Annotated in this window: 18 protein-coding genes; 12 read left to right on the top strand and 6 right to left on the bottom strand. The window is 65.2% G+C overall.

Annotated elements, in window-relative coordinates:
• Positions 1–114: 114 nt before the first annotated feature.
• The 5 genes from AB1Z25_RS14870 to AB1Z25_RS14890 form a co-directional block, all read right to left on the bottom strand.
• Positions 115–2,076 (bottom strand): bifunctional 5-dehydro-2-deoxygluconokinase/5-dehydro-2-deoxyphosphogluconate aldolase, encoded by a 1,962-nt coding sequence (locus AB1Z25_RS14870; RefSeq protein ID WP_486635572.1) that lies wholly within the window; start codon positions 2,074–2,076, stop codon positions 115–117.
• 329 nt (positions 2,077–2,405) lie between these two features.
• Positions 2,406–3,200, bottom strand: coding sequence for an ATP-binding cassette domain-containing protein (locus tag AB1Z25_RS14875; protein ID WP_486635573.1), 795 nt, complete (start codon positions 3,198–3,200; stop codon positions 2,406–2,408).
• Entirely contained in the window at positions 3,187–3,456 is a 270-nt protein-coding gene (locus AB1Z25_RS14880) for a hypothetical protein (protein ID WP_486635574.1), read from the bottom strand. The genes AB1Z25_RS14875 and AB1Z25_RS14880 overlap by 14 nt, the downstream gene beginning before the upstream one ends.
• On the bottom strand, positions 3,453–4,598 hold the full coding sequence (locus tag AB1Z25_RS14885) for an ABC transporter permease (protein WP_082150805.1): 1,146 nt from the start codon (positions 4,596–4,598) through the stop codon (positions 3,453–3,455). The genes AB1Z25_RS14880 and AB1Z25_RS14885 overlap by 4 nt, the downstream gene beginning before the upstream one ends.
• A 63-nt stretch (positions 4,599–4,661) precedes the next feature.
• Entirely contained in the window at positions 4,662–5,705 is a 1,044-nt protein-coding gene (locus AB1Z25_RS14890; protein ID WP_253313953.1) for a sugar ABC transporter substrate-binding protein, read from the bottom strand.
• Between the two features lie 205 nt (positions 5,706–5,910).
• Between AB1Z25_RS14890 and AB1Z25_RS14895 the strand changes: the two genes are divergently transcribed.
• The 7 genes from AB1Z25_RS14895 to dcuC all read left to right on the top strand — a co-directional run bounded on the left by AB1Z25_RS14895 (position 5,911) and on the right by dcuC (position 13,558).
• The gene (locus AB1Z25_RS14895) at positions 5,911–6,777 is read left to right on the top strand and encodes a MurR/RpiR family transcriptional regulator (RefSeq protein WP_227104244.1); all 867 of its coding nucleotides are present in this window, start codon (positions 5,911–5,913) and stop codon (positions 6,775–6,777) included.
• Positions 6,767–7,765, top strand: a complete 999-nt coding sequence (gene iolG / locus AB1Z25_RS14900) for an inositol 2-dehydrogenase (protein WP_486635575.1) — start codon at positions 6,767–6,769, stop codon at positions 7,763–7,765. Before AB1Z25_RS14895 ends, iolG begins: the two co-directional genes overlap by 11 nt.
• A gap of 161 nt (positions 7,766–7,926) precedes the next feature.
• Positions 7,927–8,943, top strand: coding sequence for a Gfo/Idh/MocA family oxidoreductase (locus AB1Z25_RS14905; protein WP_486635576.1), 1,017 nt, complete (start codon positions 7,927–7,929; stop codon positions 8,941–8,943).
• A 270-nt stretch (positions 8,944–9,213) separates the two neighbouring features.
• Positions 9,214–10,290 carry a glycerophosphodiester phosphodiesterase gene (gene glpQ, locus AB1Z25_RS14910; RefSeq protein WP_486635577.1) on the top strand — a complete coding sequence of 359 codons (1,077 nt, stop codon included), beginning with the start codon at positions 9,214–9,216 and terminating at the stop codon, positions 10,288–10,290.
• Between the two features lie 424 nt (positions 10,291–10,714).
• Positions 10,715–11,356, top strand: coding sequence for a DUF5610 domain-containing protein (locus tag AB1Z25_RS14915; RefSeq protein ID WP_486635578.1), 642 nt, complete (start codon positions 10,715–10,717; stop codon positions 11,354–11,356).
• Between the two features lie 153 nt (positions 11,357–11,509).
• Complete coding sequence (locus AB1Z25_RS14920; protein ID WP_107800076.1) at positions 11,510–12,031, top strand: DUF5610 domain-containing protein; 522 nt, start codon at positions 11,510–11,512, stop codon at positions 12,029–12,031.
• Between the two features lie 177 nt (positions 12,032–12,208).
• The gene (gene dcuC / locus AB1Z25_RS14925) at positions 12,209–13,558 is read left to right on the top strand and encodes an anaerobic C4-dicarboxylate transporter DcuC (RefSeq protein ID WP_107800077.1); all 1,350 of its coding nucleotides are present in this window, start codon (positions 12,209–12,211) and stop codon (positions 13,556–13,558) included.
• A 276-nt stretch (positions 13,559–13,834) separates the two neighbouring features.
• On the opposite strand, the gene AB1Z25_RS14930 is transcribed toward dcuC, so the two are convergent.
• The gene (locus tag AB1Z25_RS14930; RefSeq protein ID WP_486635579.1) at positions 13,835–14,947 is read right to left on the bottom strand and encodes a M35 family metalloendopeptidase; all 1,113 of its coding nucleotides are present in this window, start codon (positions 14,945–14,947) and stop codon (positions 13,835–13,837) included.
• A gap of 362 nt (positions 14,948–15,309) precedes the next feature.
• On the opposite strand from AB1Z25_RS14930, the gene queC reads away from it, so the two are divergent.
• From queC to AB1Z25_RS14955, 5 genes are all read left to right on the top strand, one after another.
• Positions 15,310–16,008 carry a 7-cyano-7-deazaguanine synthase QueC gene (gene queC, locus AB1Z25_RS14935; RefSeq protein WP_253313956.1) on the top strand — a complete coding sequence of 233 codons (699 nt, stop codon included), beginning with the start codon at positions 15,310–15,312 and terminating at the stop codon, positions 16,006–16,008.
• A 1-nt stretch (position 16,009) separates the two neighbouring features.
• On the top strand, positions 16,010–17,029 hold the full coding sequence (locus AB1Z25_RS14940) for a 6-pyruvoyl trahydropterin synthase family protein (RefSeq protein ID WP_486635580.1): 1,020 nt from the start codon (positions 16,010–16,012) through the stop codon (positions 17,027–17,029).
• Positions 17,030–17,214: 185 nt separating this feature from the next.
• Positions 17,215–17,850 (top strand): 7-carboxy-7-deazaguanine synthase, encoded by a 636-nt coding sequence (gene queE / locus AB1Z25_RS14945; protein WP_486635581.1) that lies wholly within the window; start codon positions 17,215–17,217, stop codon positions 17,848–17,850.
• A 294-nt stretch (positions 17,851–18,144) separates the two neighbouring features.
• On the top strand, positions 18,145–18,405 hold the full coding sequence (locus tag AB1Z25_RS14950) for a BufA1 family periplasmic bufferin-type metallophore (RefSeq protein ID WP_107800082.1): 261 nt from the start codon (positions 18,145–18,147) through the stop codon (positions 18,403–18,405).
• Positions 18,406–18,568: 163 nt separating this feature from the next.
• Entirely contained in the window at positions 18,569–18,844 is a 276-nt protein-coding gene (locus tag AB1Z25_RS14955) for a BufA1 family periplasmic bufferin-type metallophore (RefSeq protein WP_107800083.1), read from the top strand.
• The last annotated feature ends 46 nt before the right edge of the window (positions 18,845–18,890 follow it).

Consider the following 18,890-nt stretch of genomic DNA (forward strand, 5'->3'; position numbering starts at 1 on the left):
CGCGAAACCCACGAAACAGCACGCAAGCCACGTTTGTATCTACGCTGTCTTTTTCCGTGTCCTTCCGTGTGTTTCCGTGGCTAAAAATCTTTTCGTGAGCTTCCGTGGCAAGAATTAGTCGGCGTTTTTCCGTGGATGTTGTGACTCAAGCGCCAACGCCCTCTCCTCGCGCCACACCGCCACCAGCTCGGCGAATCGCGCGCCGGCCTCGGCCACCAGGCCGGCGTCGTCGATCTCGCCCGCAAGCCAGCGTTCGGCCGGCCGCTGGAACAGGCTGCGCCCCACCATGAAGCCGCGGCAGCTGCGGCTGGCGCGCGCGGCGGCGAAGCCCTGGCGCAGCGCGTCCAAGGGCGCGTTCAGCCCCAGCAGCACCACGCCGCGGCAATAGGGATCGCGCTCGGCGATCAGCGCATCCAGCGCCGGCCATTGCGCGGCGGCGGGCGGCTCCAGCTTCCACCAGTCTGGATAAACGCCCAGGTTGTACAGGCGCTTGAGCGCGCGGTAGACGGTGTCGTCGGCGCGCGGCAAATCCTTGGACGGGATGATTTCCAGCAGCAATTCGTGGCCGCTGGCCTGGGCGGCGTCGTAGAGCGCGCGGACCTGCGCCTCCTGCTCCAGCCGGTTGTCCAGCTCATCGTCCGGGTGGTACTGGACCAGGCATTTGATCACCTGCTCGCGCGGCCAGGCGTTCAAAACGCCAGCCATCGCGCGGCCTTGCTCGAACACCAGCGGATTGGAGCCGGGCAGCTCCACCGGCCGGCCCACCCACCAGCCGCGGCCGGTGGCGGCGGACAGCGCGTCGGCGCCGTAGCGCTCGTCGATCAACACCCCCACCCGCCCGTGCAGACTCAGCCGCTGCTCGACGTCGGCCACCGCTTGCACCAGCAGTTGCTTCAAACGCGGCAGCCGCGCCTCGTCCGCGCCCGCCGCGCGCGCCAGTTCGAAAAACTGGCTGCGGTGGTCGAAGGCGAACACGCACAATTCGTCCCAGCGCGGCCTCGCCGCGCTGACCCGATGCAGCCGGCTCAAGGCCACGTCCTCGCCCGGCCGCCGCATCGGCGCGGCGAGAAAGCGCTCCAGTTCGGCCGGGGTCGGCATCGCCGGCGCGCAGCCGTGGCGCGACACCACCAGCGCGCCGCAGGCGTTGGCGCGGCGGCAGCATTCGGCGTAGTCGCCGCCGCGCAGCCAGGCGGACAGGAAGCCGGCCAGGAAGGCGTCGCCGGCGCCCAGCACATTCATCACCTCCACTGGCGCGCCGGCCACGCTGAAGGCGTCCTCGATGCGCGCCGGCACCGCGTCGGGAATCACCGCGCAGCCCAAGGGCCCCAGCTTGACCACCAGCACCGCCCGGCTCAGCGCGCGCACCCGGGCCAAGGCCGGCATCAGCTCGGCCGCGCCGCCGGCGATCAGGAACTCCTCCTCGGTGCCGACGATGAGGTCGAACTCGGGGAGCAGGCTCTGCAAGTGGGCGCTGACCTCCTCGCTGGCGATGTAGCGGGTTTCGCCGTCGCCGCGGCCGGCCAGGCCCCACAGCACCGGCCGGTAGTCGATGTCCAGCACCGTGCGCGCGTCGTGGCGGCGCGCGTATTGCAGCGCGCGGCGGCTGGCCGCCTCCACCCCGGGCCGGGACAGATGGGTGCCGGTGATCAGCAAGGCCTGGCTGCCGGCGATGAAGTCCTCGTCGATGTCCTCGGCGCCAAGCGCCATGTCGGCGCAGTTTTCGCGGTAGAACAGCAGAGGGAAGGTGTCGCGGTCCTTGATGCCCAGCAGGGTCAGGGCGGTCAGCCGCTCCGGGTCCACCCTCACCTGGCTGACGTCGCAGCCTTCGGCGCTCAGGGTGTTGAGCAGGAAGCGTCCCATCTGCTCGTCGCCGACGCGGGACAGCATCGCCGATTTCAAACCCAGCCGGGCCGCGCCGAAGGCGATGTTGGCGGAGGAGCCGCCCAGGTATTTGGCGAAGCTGGCCGCGTCTTCCAGCGGCGCGCCCAGCTGCTGCGCGTACAGGTCCACCGCCAGCCGGCCCAGGCAGACCAGGTCGCGGTCGCGGCCGCTGGCGAAACGGGTGGTGTTTTGCATTCATCCTCCTTCGAAAGCTTGATTGGCCACGGAATACATAAAGAGACATCAGCAGGCATTTTTAGCCACGGAAACACACGGAAATACACTGACAAACCCAACAAAACCTTGGGGGTTCTTTAACTTGGGGGTCGTAGTTGGCGCTATTCGTTTTCCGCTTTTTTCCGTGTGCTTCCGTGTATTTCCGTGGCTCAAAATCCAAAACGCCAACCACGAAACCCACGAGACAGCACGCAAGCCACGTTTGTATCCACGCTGTCTTTTTCCGTGTCCTTCCGTGTGTTTCCGTGGCTAAAAATGGTTTCGTGGATTTCGTGGCGATACCGTTGTTAGATATGGACGCCGTCCAGCTCGGCCATCAGTTTCTGCATTTCTGCGCCGCCGGCCATCATGTCCAGCACCTCCTCCTTGCTGACCGCGTCCTTGGCGTAAGTGCCGAGCGAGCGGCCGCGGTTGAGCAGGGTGAAGCGGTCGCCTATCGGGTAAGCGTGGTTGACGTTGTGGGTGATGAAGATCACCGAGATGCCCTTGTCGCGCGCCTTGGAAATCAGCTTGAGCACATTGACGCTCTGCTTGACGCCCAGCGCGGCGGTGGGCTCGTCCAGGATCAGCACCCGCGCGCCGAAGTAAATGGCGCGGGCGATGGCCAGGCATTGCTTCTCGCCGCCGGACAGGGTGCCTATCGCCTGGTGCGGGTCGCGGATGTGAATGCCCATTTCCGCCAGCTTGTCGCGCGCCACCTCGCCGGCCAGCTCCAGATCCAGCACCGGCAGCAAACCCAGCCATTTCTTCATCGGCTCCCGCCCCAGGAAGAAATTGCGCGCCACCGACATCAGCGGCACCAGGGCCAGATCCTGGTAAACGGTGGCGATGCCCTGGTCCAGCGCCTGGCGCGGCGAGTCGAAGCGCACCGGCTGTCCGTCCACCCGGTATTCGCCGCCGCTGGGCCGGTGCACCCCGGCCAGGGTCTTGATCAGCGTGGACTTGCCGGCGCCGTTGTCGCCCAGCAGACAATGCACCTCGCCGCGGCGCAGCTGCAGATCCACCTGCTGCAAGGCGATCACCGAACCGAAGGTCTTGCTGACCTGATCCAGCTCCAGGATGTAGTCGTCACACGGTTTCATCTTCGACTCCTTGCGGCCCGCGGCCAGGATTGTTCGGCGCAGCGGCTGCGGCAAGGCGCGCCGACGCGGACAGTACATCGAGTACGGCAAGGAAGCGCAAGGCCGCCACATCGTTTTGCCGGCTCGACCTCTGCCCGTCACGGCCGGAAAAATCCAGCACAGCGGCTGCGGCAAGGCGCGCCGACGCGGACAGTACATTGAGTACGGCAAGGAGGCGCAACGCGGCCGCAGGGATTTTGCCGGTCGTGACCATCATTTGGCCTCCGTCACGCGGCGTCTGACATAGTGATTGAACAACACCGCCATCAGCAGCATCAGGCCGAGGAAAACGCGGAACCAGTCGGAATTGATATTGGTGTAGGTGATGCCGATCTGCACCACGCCGAAGATCAGCGCGCCGAAGCAGGCGCCCACCACCGAGCCGTAGCCGCCGGTGAGCAGACAGCCGCCTATCACCGCGGCGATGATGGCCTCGAACTCCTTTTGCAGGCCGCGGTCGGCGGCGGCGGAACCCACGTCGCACACTTGCAGCACCGCGAACAGGCAGGCGCAGAAGGCGGTAAACATGAACAGGCCTATCTTCACCTGCTTGACCGGCACCCCCACGTTCTTGGCGGCGTTGGCGTCGCCGCCGGCGGCGAAGATCCAGTTGCCGATCCGGGTGCGCGCCAGCACGAAGGCCGCGATCGCCGCCAGCGCCAGCCACCACAGCAGCACCTTGGGCACGCCGGCCGCCGCCGCGCCGCCGTCCGGCAAGGAGGCGATGGCGCCGATGCCGGCCAGCCAGTGGAACAGGCCGGCGCCGACATGGCCGACGAACAGCCATTGCGCCAGCGGGTCCGCCGCCGCCAGATCGCCGACGCCGCTGACGATGGTGCGGTTGGCGAACAGAATGGACAGCGCCAGCGTCAGGCCGCGCAGGATGAACAGAAAAGCCAGGGTGACGATGAAGGACGGCAGCCGGGTCTTGAGCACCAGATAGCCGTTGAGCCAGCCCACCGCCAGCGAACCGGCGAAGGCGAACAGGACGGCCAGCCAGAACGGCCAGCCGAAGTACAGCGGCGGGATCGCCACCATCATGCCGGCGAAGCCTATCATCGAGCCCAGGCTCAGATCGAACTCGCCGGCTATCATCAGCAGGCAGGCGCCGATGGCGATGATGCCGAGATAGGCCGCCACCTGCGACCAGTTGACGATGCCGTCCACCGCGAACATGCCGGAACCGCCGGCGCCGACGCCGAACACCGCGAACACCAGCGCCGCGCCGGCGACGGCGGCGAATTCCGGCCGGCCCATCAGCCGGTCGAACAGCGACAGCCGCCGCACTCTTTCATCATCGCCGGGCGGCGCCATGCGGATGCCCGCGGCCTTGCCCGGGCTGGCCTTGCTCATGCTCATAGCTATGCTCCTCGCCCCGCAGCCGTCGCGGCGCCGGGCGTCAGATCCATCGGGAAACGGCGGTCAGCGGAACTGCCCGGCGTACTTCTCCACCTTGGCGATATTGTCCTTGGTGACGAAGCCGGGGCCGGAGTTGATGTGGCGGCCCTTGTAGAGGGGGGCCAGCCCGTACTCCCTCAGCCGGGCCTGGAATTTGGGATTGGCCTTGAGCGCCGCTTCCACCTTGACCGGGTCCGCGGTCTTGTCGCGTTTCATGATGGCCAGCGCCGCCACCGGGATATAGCCCTGCAGATAGGGTTGCTGGTCGATGGCGAACTTGATGGTGCCGTCCTTGATCGCCTTGGAAATGTCCTCGGACAGATCGAAGGTGGCGAAGTAGAGCTTGCCGGCCAGACCCATCTTCTTCACCGCCTTGATCGCCGGGCTGGCCGAGGTCGGCCCCAGCGTCAGCAGCGCCTGGGTGCCGGGATTGTTGCGCAGATAGGCGCTGACCTTGCTTTCGATGCCGGTGGGGTCGTCGCCGGCGTCCAGCGTGGATTTGCGCACATCGGCGCCGATGGCGTCGGCGAAGCCCTTGCAGCGCTCGAAGGAGGCCGGATTGGTGGCGTAGTGGTTGACGCAGAGAAAGCTCTTGATCCCGGCGGCCTTGGCCTGCTTGCCGGAATCGAAGCCGGCGTCGTATTCCGGCTGGCCGACGTGCAGCAAGGCGCCCAGGCTTTCGCTTTGCTTGACGGTGCCGGAATTGATGGTGACCAGCGGAATCTTCTTGGCCACCACCTGGCCCAGCGGCCGCTTCAGCACATCGTAATCGGCGATGCTGGCGATCACGCCGTCGTAATTGCGCGCCGCCGCCTGCTCGATCAAGCGCGCCATATCGGCCAGGTCGCCATTGGGCGGATTGCGGTAATCCACTTGGACATTGAAATCCTCGCCGGCCTGCTTGATGGCGTTCTTGATGGTGTTCCACCAGGCGTCGGAATCCGGCGCGTGGCTGACCAGCACGAAACGGGCGTCGGCCGCCAAGGCCGGCTGGGCCAGCGCGCAGAGCGCCAGCGCCGCCGCGGGCAGTGCCCGCCTCCACTTACACTTCCAGGATCGCTGCTGCATCTCTCTCCTCCTTCTTCTCCGCCGGCCCATCGTGGGGCCCGCTATGGTGTCGGCCGCGGCCGCTGTCTGGCGTCGGGCGTGAAATCACCTTAAGAGCTTTCGCTCTATTCTGCAAATAATTTTCCAAATATGTTTTTCAATAGAAAATTATTTTCGAACACAAGGACAAAACGTATACTGGTCAAAACCTTAGGAAAGCCCGCCCATGGCCAACACCGCCCCCGCCGAGGAATTGATGCAGCGCATCGCCGCCGAATACGACACGCTGAGCAAGCAGCTGAAAGTGATTGCCGGCTACGTGGAGCAACACCGGGGCACGCTGATGCTGCAACGCATTACCGACATCGCCCAGGCTTGCGAGGTGCAGCCTTCAGCCATCGTCCGCTTCGCCCAGCGCTTCGGCTTTGCCGGCTTTTCCGATATGCAGGCCGTGTTCCGTGACGCATTTACGCCACAGGGCGCGCCGCAGCCCAATTACCGCCAGCGCATCCAGAGCCTGATCGCCAGCCGCGACGAGCAGCGCTCCGCCGCCGGCATGACCCGGGACTTCATCGCCGCCTGCCAGCAAGGCCTGCAGGAACTGGACGCCGCGCTGGACGAGGCGCAACTGGAGGCGGCGGTGGAACTGCTGCTGAACGCCGACAACATCTACGTGACCGGGGTGCGGCGCATGTTTCCCATCGCCTCCTACATCGCCTACGCCTTGCAGCACACCGCCAAGAAAGTGCATCTGCTGTCCGGCCTGGGCGGCATGTTTCCGCAGCAAATCCGCAGCATTGGCGAACAAGACGTGCTGATCGCCATCAGCTTCCAGCCCTACGGCAAGGAAAGCCGCTATTGCGCGCGGGTGGCGGCGCAGCACAAGGCCCGGCAATTGGTGATCACCGACAGCCAGCTCAGCCCGCTGGCGCGCGGGGCCGACGCGGTATTGACGGTCAGGGAAGGCTCGGCCTTCTCCTTCCGTTCGCTGACCAGCACCATCTGCCTGTGCCAGGCGCTGTTCATCGCGCTGGCCTGCCGGCTGGAGCTGAACATAGAAGAAACCAAGGAGACTGGAGGATATGATGATTGACGCAGCGCTGTTCGGAGCCGGCCGCATCGGCAAAATCCACGCCGCCAACCTAGCCCGCCTGCCGGGCATGCGGCTCAAATACGTGGTGGACAGTCACGCGCCGGCGGCGCGGGAGCTGGCCGCCGCCCACGGCGCCGAGGCCTGCGCCGCGGAACAAGCGTTGGACGATCCCGCGGTGCGCGCCGTCATCATCGCCGCCAGCACCGACACCCACGCCGAGCTGATCCTGGCCGCCGCCGCGCGCGGCAAAGCCATCTTCTGCGAAAAACCGGTGGACCTGGAGCTGGAGCGCGCGCGCCAGTGCGCGCGGGCGGTGGCCGCGGCCGGCGTGCCCTGCCTGATCGGCTTTCAGCGCCGCTACGACCCCACCTTCGCAGCGCTCAAGGCCAGGCTGGCCGCCGGCGAGATCGGCGCGCCGGAAATGCTGATCGTCACCAGCCGCGACCCCGGCGCGCCGCCGCTGGACTATATCCGCCGCTCCGGCGGCATCTTCAAGGACATGCTGATCCACGACTTCGACATCTGCCGCTGGATTCTGGACGACGAAGTCCTCAGCGTGCACGCCAGCGCCAGCGCGCTGAGCGACTCGGCCATCGCCGCCGCCGGCGACGCCGACAGCGCGGCGGTGACGCTGCGCACCCGCCAGGGCCGGCTGTGCCAGATCAACACCAGCCGCCGCGCCGCCTACGGCTACGACCAGCGCTTCGAAGTGCTGGGCAGCCGCGGCATGCTGCAGGCCGGCAACCACCGGCCCACCGAGGTGATCGCCTACGGCGAGCGCGCCGTGGCCGCCGACCTGCCGGAGCCCTTCTTCCTGGAGCGCTACCGCCAGGCCTACGCCGCCGAGATGGCCCACTTCCTGGAGGTGATCCGCGACGGCGCCGCGCCGCGCACCACGGTGGCAGACGGCGTGCGCGCGCTGGAACTGGCCGACGCCGCCACCCGCTCCTGGCGCTCGGGTCAGGTCGTCGAATTGGATCAGGTCTAAGAGCCTGTTCACAATCTCGCGAGCAAGAGCGAGACAAGGCGTTGCGGCTGAGAAAGCGGAATGTACAAATGGTACATGAGCATTTCGAAGCGGTTTTCAACGCGGTATCGCCGCAGCGCAGCAGATCGTGAACAGGTTCTAGCTCAACAGGGAGGCTTGTCATGTCTACATTAAACCTCGGCGTCGCCGGCCTGGGCCGGCTGGGCCGCCGCCACGCGCTCAATCTGCGCGAGCGCATCGTCGGCGCGCGCGTGATCGCCGTCTGCTCGCCGCTGCCGGAAGAACTGGACTGGGCGCGCCGGGAACTGCCCGACGCCGCCGGCCACGCCGCGCTGGACGAACTGCTGGCCGAACCGGGGCTGGACGCGGTCTTGCTGGCCACCCCCACCGCGCTGCACGCCGAGCAGATCATCGCCTGCCTGGACGCGGGCAAACACGTGTTCTGCGAAAAGCCTCTGGCGCTGAATCTGGAGGACTGCCTGCGAGTGGAGCGCGCCGCCGCCCGCCGCCCGGAGCTCAAGGCCATGGTGGGTTTCGTGCGCCGCTTCGACCCCAGCTACCAGGACGCCGCCGCCAAGCTGGCGCAGGGCCTGGTGGGCCGGCCCTATCTGGTGCGCTCGCAAACCTGCGATCTCAACGACGACAGCGGCTTCTTCGTGCAATTCGCCCCCGCCAGCGGCGGCATCTTCATGGATTGCAGCATCCACGACATCGATCTGGCGCGCTGGCTGCTGGGCGCGCCGCGTCCGTTGCGGGTATGGGCCAGCGGCGTCAACGCGGTGCACGGCGCGCTGGCGCAATACGGCGACGTGGACAACGGCGTGGCGATGTGCGAGTTCGAGGACGGCAAGCTGGCCTGCTTCTACGCCTCGCGCACTCAGGCCCACGGCCACGAGACGCTGACCGAGATTTTCGCCACCCAGGGCCGGCTGAGCGTGGGCGCCAACCCGCGCGCCAACCGGGTGGAGATCAGCGACCGCCACGGCGTGCGCAATGAATGCGTGACGGATTTCTATCAGCGCTTCGCCGAAGCCTTCACGCTGGAGCTGCAGCACTTCGTCGACGCCACGCGCCTGGACCTGCCGCTGGCCTTGAGCCTGGCCGACGCCCGCGAAGCCACCCGCATCGGCCTGGCCATCGCGGAGGCCTTGAGGACCCGGCAGGCGGTGGAGTTGTAGAACCTGTTTACGATCTGCTGCGCGTCGGCGATACGGCGTTGAAAACCGCTTGCCTCGCGGTCGCCGCACAGGCGTGATCACCTTCAAAACTACCGCGCCGGGGGGCTTGCCGCCGGCGCGGCGATACCCTATCGTCCTACTCCTTTTCACCAAAACAAAACCATGACGATGCCGATGGACTGGCCGGGTTTCATCACGCCGACATCCGCGCATCCGATCATGGCGTCGCGCCAACGCCCATTGCGAACCACCCTAATATAAGGAGAAGCCATGTCATTCGCTTGCAAACCCCTGCTCGCCGCCGTCGCGCTGGCCATCGGTCTGGCCGCGTCCGCCCAGGCCGCGGACAAGATCGTCATCGCCCACCGCGGCGCCAGCGGCTACCTGCCGGAACACACGCTGCCGTCCAAGGCGCTGGCCTACGCCCAGGGCGCGGACTATCTGGAGCAGGACCTGGTGATGAGCAAGGACGACAGGCTGGTCGTGCTGCATGACCATTACCTGGACCGCGTCACCGACGTGGCCGAACGCTTTCCCGAGCGCGCGCGCAAGGACGGACGCTATTACGCGATCGACTTCACCCTGGCCGAAATCAAATCGCTGCGCTTCACCGAAGGCTTCGACATCGACAAGGGCGTCAAGCGTCAGAGCTATCCCGGCCGCTTCCCGATGGGCAAATCCGATTTCCGCATCCACACTTTTGAAGAGGAAATCGAGTTCATCCAGGGCCTGAACCACTCCACCGGCCGCAATATCGGCATCTATCCGGAGATCAAGGCGCCGTGGTTCCATCGCCAGGAAGGCAAGGACATCACGGTGAAGGCGCTGGAAGTGCTCAAGCGCTACGGCTACACCGGCAAGAACGACAAGGTCTACCTGCAGTGCTTCGACTTCAACGAGCTGAAGCGCATCAAGACCGAGCTGATGCCCAAGGCCGGCATGGACCTCAAGCTGGTGCAGCTGATCGCTTACACCGACTGGCAGGAAACTTTCGAACAGAACGCCGCCGGTCAGTGGGTGAACTACAACTACGACTGGATGTTCCGTCCGGAAGGCATGAAGGAGATCGCCAAGTACGCCGACGGCATCGGCCCGCAATACCCGATGCTGATAGACAAGGCCTCCGCCCCGGGCAAGATCAAGCTCACCGGCATGGGCCGCGCCGCGCACGCCAACGGCCTGGTGATCCATCCCTACACCCTGCGCAAGGACGCGCTGCCGGCCTACGCCAAGAATATGGACCAGCTGCTGGACGCGGTGTACAACCGCGCCCAGGTGGACGGCGCCTTCAGCGACTTCCCGGACCTGGCGGTGGATTTCCTGCGCCGCCAGAAACAGCACCGCTAAGAGCCGCTAACAAAACCCCTGATCCGGCGTTGCGCCTCCTTGTCGTACGACTTGTACTGCCTGCGTCGGCGCGCCTTGGCTCAGGTACGCTGCGCGGTTTTGTTAGCGGCCCTAAGCCCGCGTTCCGAAGCCGGTAGCCGCCGGCTGTCAACGCCAGAGCCGGGCCGGCCCAAAGCCAGCCTAGGCTCTGCCTGCCGCATGCGCACGCTCACAGAAATAAGCCTCAAGTTTCCGCGGGCCCGGCCGAAAATATGGCCATACTGAGGTAAGGCAGCCCTCGGTGTCCTTGCGCCCGCTGCGCAAGCCCCCAACAACACAGCAGATTCAGACCAGGTCGACCAACACCAACAGCGCCTTGGGCATGAAGGCGTCGCGCCGCTTCCGGCCGTCGATCGCAACCGCCCTTTCCGCTTAGGAGCGCACTATGTCCGTCAATTCCGTGAACAACCCATCCGTCGGCAGTCAGCTCAGCGCCAGCGTCCAGCAGAGCCAGACCAGCACGTCCTCCAGCCAGAACGTCAGCAGCACCGTCACCGCGCGCAATCAATTGAACGCGCGGTTGGTGGCCAATCTGGACGTTTCCACCAACGCCGACGGCAAATCGCTGTCCCTGCTCTACCGCACCGCCATCGACAGCATCAACCAGATCCTGGCCGATCAGCTGAACGGCGGCGGCGACGCCCAGGCCGCGTCCGACGGCCAAAGCGCCCAGGGCGCGCAGCAAACGCCCAACATCCTGCAACAGAAGATGAGCGAGGACAATTCGCCGGAAGGCACGTCCCAGCGCATCCTGTCCGGCGCGCTCAGCTTCTTCAGCACCTACGCCAAGCAACATCCGGAACTGAGCCAGGAAGAGCAGGCCAAGAACTTTGTCGACATCGTGCGCGGCGGCTTCGAGAAAGGCTATGCCGAGGCCGTGGACGTCCTCAACGGCCTCAAGGTGTTCAACGGCAATATCGCCGACGAGATCAAGAAAACCCGCGATCTGGTCAACAAGGGCTTTGACGACTTCGTCGCCAGCATGAAGCCCAAGACCCAGAGCGACGCCGCCGCGGCAACAAGCTGACGGTTAAAACTGAATGCAGCGTTAAATTAAAAATAAAGTTTTCCCCGACCATGCCGAAAATAGGTCATGGCCGGGGAAGCGAAACAGATCCGCACCGCGTTTCCGACCGAACGCCGCCAGCCAGACCGGCGGCATGCTCGCAAGGAGACCGTCATGCCCATCCTGCCCATTACCCTGACCCATGCCGGCCGCGCCGCCGGACATCAGCTCTCGCAACAGGAGCATGGCGGCAAACACGGCCGCCAGCGCGAGCCCGCGGCCGCCGCGGCCAAGCCCGGCGCCGACAGCCGCTTTTCCGCCGACAAGCAATTCCTGGATTTATTTCACCACGCGGTGATGGACCCGCTCAGCTGCGCGCTGGATCTGCCGCTGATGGGCAAGGACCTGCTGAGCGGCCTGGGCCTGGAACACAATCCCGGCTACGCGGCGGAACGGATCGTCCGCGACTTCTACCAGCTGTACGCCCTCTACCGGCAGCAACACCCCAAGCAATCGCCGATGCAGCAGCTGTTCATCTTCCTGGCCGTCGCGCGGCAGAGCCTGGACTGCGGCTTCAATGAAACCCATCAGGTGCTGGAAAACATGAATATGCTGCACCTCGCCTACCACGATCTGGTCTCGGCCAAGGAGCAAGTGACGGTGGCGCTGATCAACTTCGGCCAGCCGCCGGTCTAGGCAACGATTCCGGCTCTAGCGCGGAACGCGCTTCAGGCGCCTGTCCCTCTCTCCCTGCCCTCCCTAAGCGCGGCCGAACGCCACGCTCTTGCCCCATATCAATTTTGATTCATCTAGAAATATGCTCATTCGTATTTTTTAGTAAATTATAATTTTGTTATTTACATTGAGCTGGATATGGAATTACTGATAGGCACGATAGTCACGCTGCTGGTGGGCCGGGCTATCTTCAAAGGCTACTCCGCCACCGGCGTGCTGATGCTGGGCGGTCTGGCGCTGTTGATCGCCACCGCCTTGCAAGGCATGCCGGTGCTGCCCAAAAACGTGGCCGCCACCGGCCACGCCGCCACGGACATCGCCGAGTTCGTCAAATCCCTGCTCAGCAGCCGCGCCGCGGACCTGGGCCTGATGGTGATGGCGCTGTGCGGCTTCGCCGGCTATATGACCCATATCGGCGCCAACGACATGGTGGTCAAGCTGGCCTCCAAGCCGCTCAGCCGCATCAAGTCGCCGTACGTGCTGATGGTGGCGGCCTACTTCGTCGCCTGCCTGCTGTCGCTGGCGGTGTCGTCCGCCACCGGCCTGGGCGTGCTGCTGATGGCCACCTTGTTCCCGCTGATGGTGAACATGGGCATCAGCCGCGGCGCAGCGGCGGCCATCTGCGCGTCGCCGGCGGCGCTGATCTTGTCGCCCACCTCCGGCGACGTGGTGATCGCCGCCCAGGCCTCGGGCATGCCCTTGATCGATTTCGCCTTCAAGACCACGCTGCCCATCTCGCTGCTGGCCATCGCCGGCATAGGCTGCGCCCACTTCTTCTGGCAACGCTATCTGGACCGCAAGGAAAACCTGCCGCTGACGCGCCAGGACGTGCACGAGATCGTCACCGACGCGCCGGCGCTGTACTGCCTACTGCCGTTCACGCCCATCGCCGGCGTGCTGGTGTTCAACGGCAAGCTGGCGCCGGAGCTGCACATCGTCACTGTGCTGATCCTGTGCATCGCCCTGGCCGCGCTGGTGGAATTCCTGCGCCATCGCCGCGCCGCGCCGGTGTTCGCCGGCCTGGAAGTGGCTTACAAGGGCATGGGCGACGCCTTCAGCAGCGTGGTGATGCTGATCGTGGCCGCCGGCGTGTTCGCCCACGGCCTGTCCGCGCTGGGCTTCATCAATCAGTTGATCGGCCTGGCGCAGTCCTTCGGCTCCGGCGCCATGGTCTTGATGCTGGTGCTGGTGGCGATCACCACGCTGGCGGCGCTGACCACCGGCTCCGGCAACGCGCCCTTCTACGCCTTCGTGGAACTGATCCCCAAACTGGCGGCCGAAGCCGGCATCAACCCGGCCTTCCTCGCCATCCCCATGCTGCAGGCGTCCAATCTGGGCCGCACCGTGTCGCCGGTGTCCGGCGTGGTGGTGGCCTGCGCCGGCATGGGCCAGGTGTCGCCGTTCGAGATCGTCAAGCGCACCTCGGTGCCGGTGATCGTCGGCCTGGTGATTGTGGTGCTGGGCACGCTGGCGCTGGTGCCGGCCTGAGAACCCGTTCAATGTCTGCTGCGCGTCGGCAGGATGGATGTAAGAAGCGCGTTGAAAACAGCTCCGAAATGCTCATGTACCGTATGTACATTCCGCTTCCTTAGCCGCAACGCCTTGTCTCGCCCTAGCTCGCGAGACTTTGAACAGGCTCTGAGAACCCGTTTCCGATCTGCTGCGCTTCAGCCATAAGGCGTTTGAAGCGCCGCCAAACCCGGTTCCCGCCGAAGAGAAAACGGCCGCCCTCAGGCGGCCGCTTCTCATTGCGCAAGGGAAAGCTTATTGCTGGGCCGGGGTGTTCTCGGCGAAGTATTCGTGGTTGTCGGCGTTGTTCAAGGCCTGGGTCGGATTGGTCTTCGCCAGGTTCTTGGCGCCCGCCTGGCCATAAACGTGGTCGTCGGTGCCCGCCACCACGGTGAAGTGGGACAGCTCATGCACCAGGGTGCCGCCCTTGGAGTCGGTGCCGCTGGTCGGCGCGTTCCAGAAGGCGCCGCACAGATAGATCTTGTACGGCTGCGACGGATAGACGTAGGCGTAAGTGCCGGCCTGGGTGCAACCGCAATCGATGCTGATCGGCTTGGTGTCCAGCGCGTCCTTGATGCTGACGTAATGGGACTTGGCAGTGTTCCAGTTGGCCAGCGCGTACTTGCCGAACCACGTGGTGTAGCGCGGGGTGCCGGACGGAGAACCGGACAGATAGCTGACCGAATCGTTGGCCATATTGATGGCCGCGCTGACGCCGCCGTTGGTCTGGCTTTGTTGGGTCACCGAGCAATTGGCCGCGTAAGTGACGCTGGAAGCGGCCGCCTTGCGGCTGAGGATGGACCATTCGCGTTGCGCGTCCAGCGACTGTTTCAACAGCTTGCTGCTGCGGCCGGCCACCGACACGCTGGCGGTATTGGAGCTCAGCACCTCGTCGGCGGCGACGGCGGCGTCCGCGCCGGAGGCGATCTTGGCGTTCAGCTGCGGCGCGGCGCGGTTCAGCACGCGGGAGCTGGCCGCCTGGAAGCGCACGTCGAAACGGCCGCTTTTCGACATATCGTAGTAGTCGGACACCTTGACCTTGACGCTCAGCGAAGCGCCCGGCGCCAGCGCCACGGTATCCTTGATGGTGGGCACCGCCCGCTTGTAGCGCGGCCCCAGATAGCTGACCGGCTTGCCGTCGCGGCTGACCTCGAAAATCTGTTCCTGCAAATCCTGCCCCGGCACGTACCATTTGTAGATATGCAAGGTTTCCTTGCCGGTATTGCGGTAATTCAATACCACCTCGACGTCCTGATCCGCCGCCACCGCGGCCTGCTGCTTGGCCACGCTCACTTGCAGATCATGCGCCTGGGCGAAGCCGCCCCCCAAAGCCATCACGAACAAGGCAATCGGCAACACTTTTTTCATTGATCTTCTCCTGGCGGAAACACCGGCCCCTCTGCCGCGCTTGTGGCCCGACAGCGCGTTGCCAGCCCTTCCAACCCCTTTGTCATCACGTGTTTATTAAAATGGATCGCAAACATATTTCGAATGCGAAAGTCATTAATTACATGACGAAGACATGATTTCAATCAAGAAAAGCGGCCTTGCCGACACGAAATCGGCGGCTGTCTGATTTTTGGCACGCTTCATAAAACAGCCTGTTCTAGGTTAAAGTAGCGGGTTGCCCTGCTTGGTGAGACCGATCCAGGCAGGCGACATGCCGGCAGGCCCGCGCCGCGCCCGGCTCCGCATCTCAACCTTCGACTGTTTATCGAATGGCGAACACAATGAATCAGACTCCTGAAAAGGCTCTGGTCGTCCTTTCCGGCGGCCAGGACTCCACCACCTGCCTGTATTGGGCCTTGCAGACCTTCGGCCGCGACAATGTCGAAGCCGTCACCTTCGACTACGGCCAGCGCCACCGCGTGGAGCTGAACTGCGCGCGCAAGATCGCCGCGCTCGCCGGCGTGCGCCAGACCGTGCTGCCCATCGACACCTTCGCCGCCATCGGCGGCAACGCGCTGACCGACGCCGACATCGCGCCGGAAGACGGCGCCCGCGATGACGACGCGCTGCCCAACACCTTCGTGCCCGGCCGCAACCTGATCTTCCTGACCTTCGCCGCCGCGCTGGCCTATACCCGCGGCGCGCGCCACCTGGTCGCCGGCGTCGCCCAGACCGACTATTCCGGCTATCCCGATTGCCGCGAAAACACCCTCAAGGCGCTGGAAGTGGCGCTGCGGCTGGGCATGGACAGCCGAGTGGAGCTGCACGCGCCGCTGATGTATCTGTCCAAGGCGGAAACCGTGGCTTTAGCGCAACAAGTCGGCGCGATGGACGCATTATCCTGGAGCCACACCTGTTATAACGGACAGGTGCCGCCCTGCGGCCATTGCGCGTCTTGCGAGTTGCGCGCCAAGGGTTTCGCCGAAGCCGGCGTGCCCGACCCGCTGATCGTCCGCTGCCAAACCCGCCAGGAGGACTGAGATGCACACCTCCAGCCTGATCGCCGGCGCCCGCTTCGAAGCCGCCCGGCAGGTGAGCGGCGCGTCCGACCTCACCGCGCGCCCGCATGGCCACAGCTTTCGCGTCATCGCCCGCGCCGACGCCCAATACCCGGCCCACGAGCGGCTGCAGGCGGCGCTGGACGCCGCCGTCGCGCCGCTGGACTACGCCGATCTGAACCGCCAACTGAGCCAATGCGACGATCTGGCGCTGGCCGCCCACCTCGCCGCCGCCCTGCCCTGCCCGGCGGCGCTGAGCCTGCAAAGCTCGCCGCAGCGCGGCGTGACGCTGGACGGCGACCTCGCGCTCAACTGGATACAGGTTCAGTTCGAGGCCGCCCATCAACTGCCCCATGTGCCGGCTGGCCATAAATGCGGCCGTCTGCACGGCCACGGTTTCGGCGTGCGTCTCGCCGCCGACGCCAGGCTCAGCGGCCATCCGCGGCTGGAGGCCGCCTGGCGGCCCTTGTTCCAGGAACTCAATCACCGCTATCTCAACGACATCGCCGGCCTGGACAACCCCACCAGCGAAGTGCTGGCGCAATGGCTGCATCAGCGGCTGGCCGACACGCTGCCGGGCCTGGCCTGGGTGGAGGTGCGCGAAACCCATAGCGCCGGCAGCCAGTTCGACGGCGGGCGCTTCCGCATCTGGAAGGAACAGCGCTTTGAAAGCGCCCGGCCCTTCAACGACCAGGGCGCCTACACCGGCCACAGCTATCTGGTCCGGCTGATGCTCAGCGGCGAGCTGGACCAGGCCATGGGCTGGCTGCTGGACTTCGGCGACGTCAAGGACCGCTTCAAGCCCATCTACCGCCAGCTGGACCACAATCCGCTGGACCGGCTCAGCGGCGTACGCGGCGGCGACAGCGCCTCGGTGGCGGAGTGGGTGCACGCCCATCTGTCGCCGCTGGTGCCGGAACTGGCGCGCATCGATCTGATGGAGCAGGAGCTGCGCGGCGTGTCGCTGATGTTCCGCGACGATATGCGCTGGCCCCTGCTGTAAGAACCTGTTTACGATCTGCCGCGCGTCGGCGGGATGGATAGAAATGGGCGTTGAAACCAAGCTCAGTGCTCATGTACCACGTGTACATTCCGCTTTTTCGCTCGTTTTCGCCTTGTCTCGCCTTAGCTCGCAAGATCGTAAACACGTTCTAAGCCTGTCCCTTCATTACATTTAGAGAACGCGCTGTGACGACTTACACGGTCAAGGAAATCTTCTACACGCTGCAAGGCGAAGGCCGGCAGGCCGGCCGCGCCGCGGTGTTCTGCCGCTTCTCCGGCTGCAATCTATGGTCCGGCCGCGAGGAGGACCGCGCCAAGGCGGTCTGCCAATTCTGCGACACCGACTTCGTCGGCGTCGGACCGGACGGCGGCAAATTCAAGAGCGCGGCGGCGCTGGCCGCGCGCATCGCCGCGGAATGGCCGGCCGGCGCCGGCGGCGCGCCCTATGTGGTGTGCACCGGCGGCGAGCCCTTGCTGCAACTGGACGCCGAGCTGATCGCCGAACTGCACCGGCTCGGCTTCGAGGTGGCGGTGGAAACCAACGGCACCGTGGCCGCGCCGCCGGGGCTGGACTGGATCTGCGTCAGCCCCAAGGCCGGCGCGGAACTGCTGCTGCAAAGCGGCGACGAACTGAAGCTGGTCTATCCGCAGGCGACGCAGACGCCGGAAAGCGTCGAACAGCTGGACTTCGACACCTTCTATCTGCAACCGATGGACGGCCCGAACCTCGCCGCCAACACCCGCGCCGCCATCGCCTACTGCATGGCCCATCCGCGCTGGCGGCTGTCGATGCAGACACATAAAGTTACCAATATCCGCTGAACTTGCCGGGCCCTTCGGGGCCCAATCCTTATCCGCCTCCCTCGCCCCCTCGCTCCCCCCGCAAAAAAAATCGCGTTCCGCCGTAATGGAACCGCCTTGACGCCGACTTACCGGCAAGAAGGGCGGCCAGGCGGCGCGGTGAATCAAAAAATCGCATCTTACAGTGTAAGAAGCCGGCAAGGCCCCCGACTCAATCCATGTCCGACCCGGTGAAAGCAAGGGCGGGAAACGCGGGCTCGTTTATAATCCGCACCATCAAGTTTCGGCCACAGGCCGTTAAACAGGAGAACCACCATGAGTACCAGCAAAACCCTGATCGCATCCGCTCTCGGCGCCGTCGTCGCCATCGGCGCGCTGGCATCCGCTCCGGCGGCCGCCGCCGACAAGGAAAAGTGCTACGGCATCGCCCAGGCAGGCAAGAACGACTGCGCGTCCGCCACCGGCGCCCACTCCTGCGCCGGCCAGGCCAAGACGGACAAGGACCCGGGCGACTGGAAATACGTGGCCAAGGGCAGCTGCGAGAAAATGGGCGGCAGCACCGCTCCCAAGAAGTAAGCCGGACCCGGCCGGAGCGCGGCCCTTGTCGCGCGTCGGCCGGAATCTGAACGAAATCTGAAAGAACGAATTTCAAATCCATGTAGTCTCAGCGAGGTTTGCCAAACGCCGGTCTTGGAGTCCGCTCACAAACCGGCCCGCACCCACCTCACAGGAGACTGACATGAACACCGCTCGCAAACTGCTCGCTTCCGCCGTCGGCGCCGTCATCGCGCTGGGCGTCGCCGCCTCGGCTCAGGCCGAAGATCCGCCTCAGCCCAAGGAAAAATGCTACGGCGTCACCCCGGCCGGCAAGAACGACTGCGCGTCCGCCGACGGCGCCCACTACTGCGCCGGCGAAGCCAAGGTGGACAACGATCCCAACGAGTGGCACAACGTGCCCAAGGGCACATGCGAGGGCCTGGGCGGCCGCACCACGCCGCCGCCGAAGCAATCCTAATCGCGCCGCCGGGCCCGCCCGGATGGGCGACCCGAGGTGAATGATG

This window comes from Chromobacterium sp. HL1 (assembly GCF_057418835.1).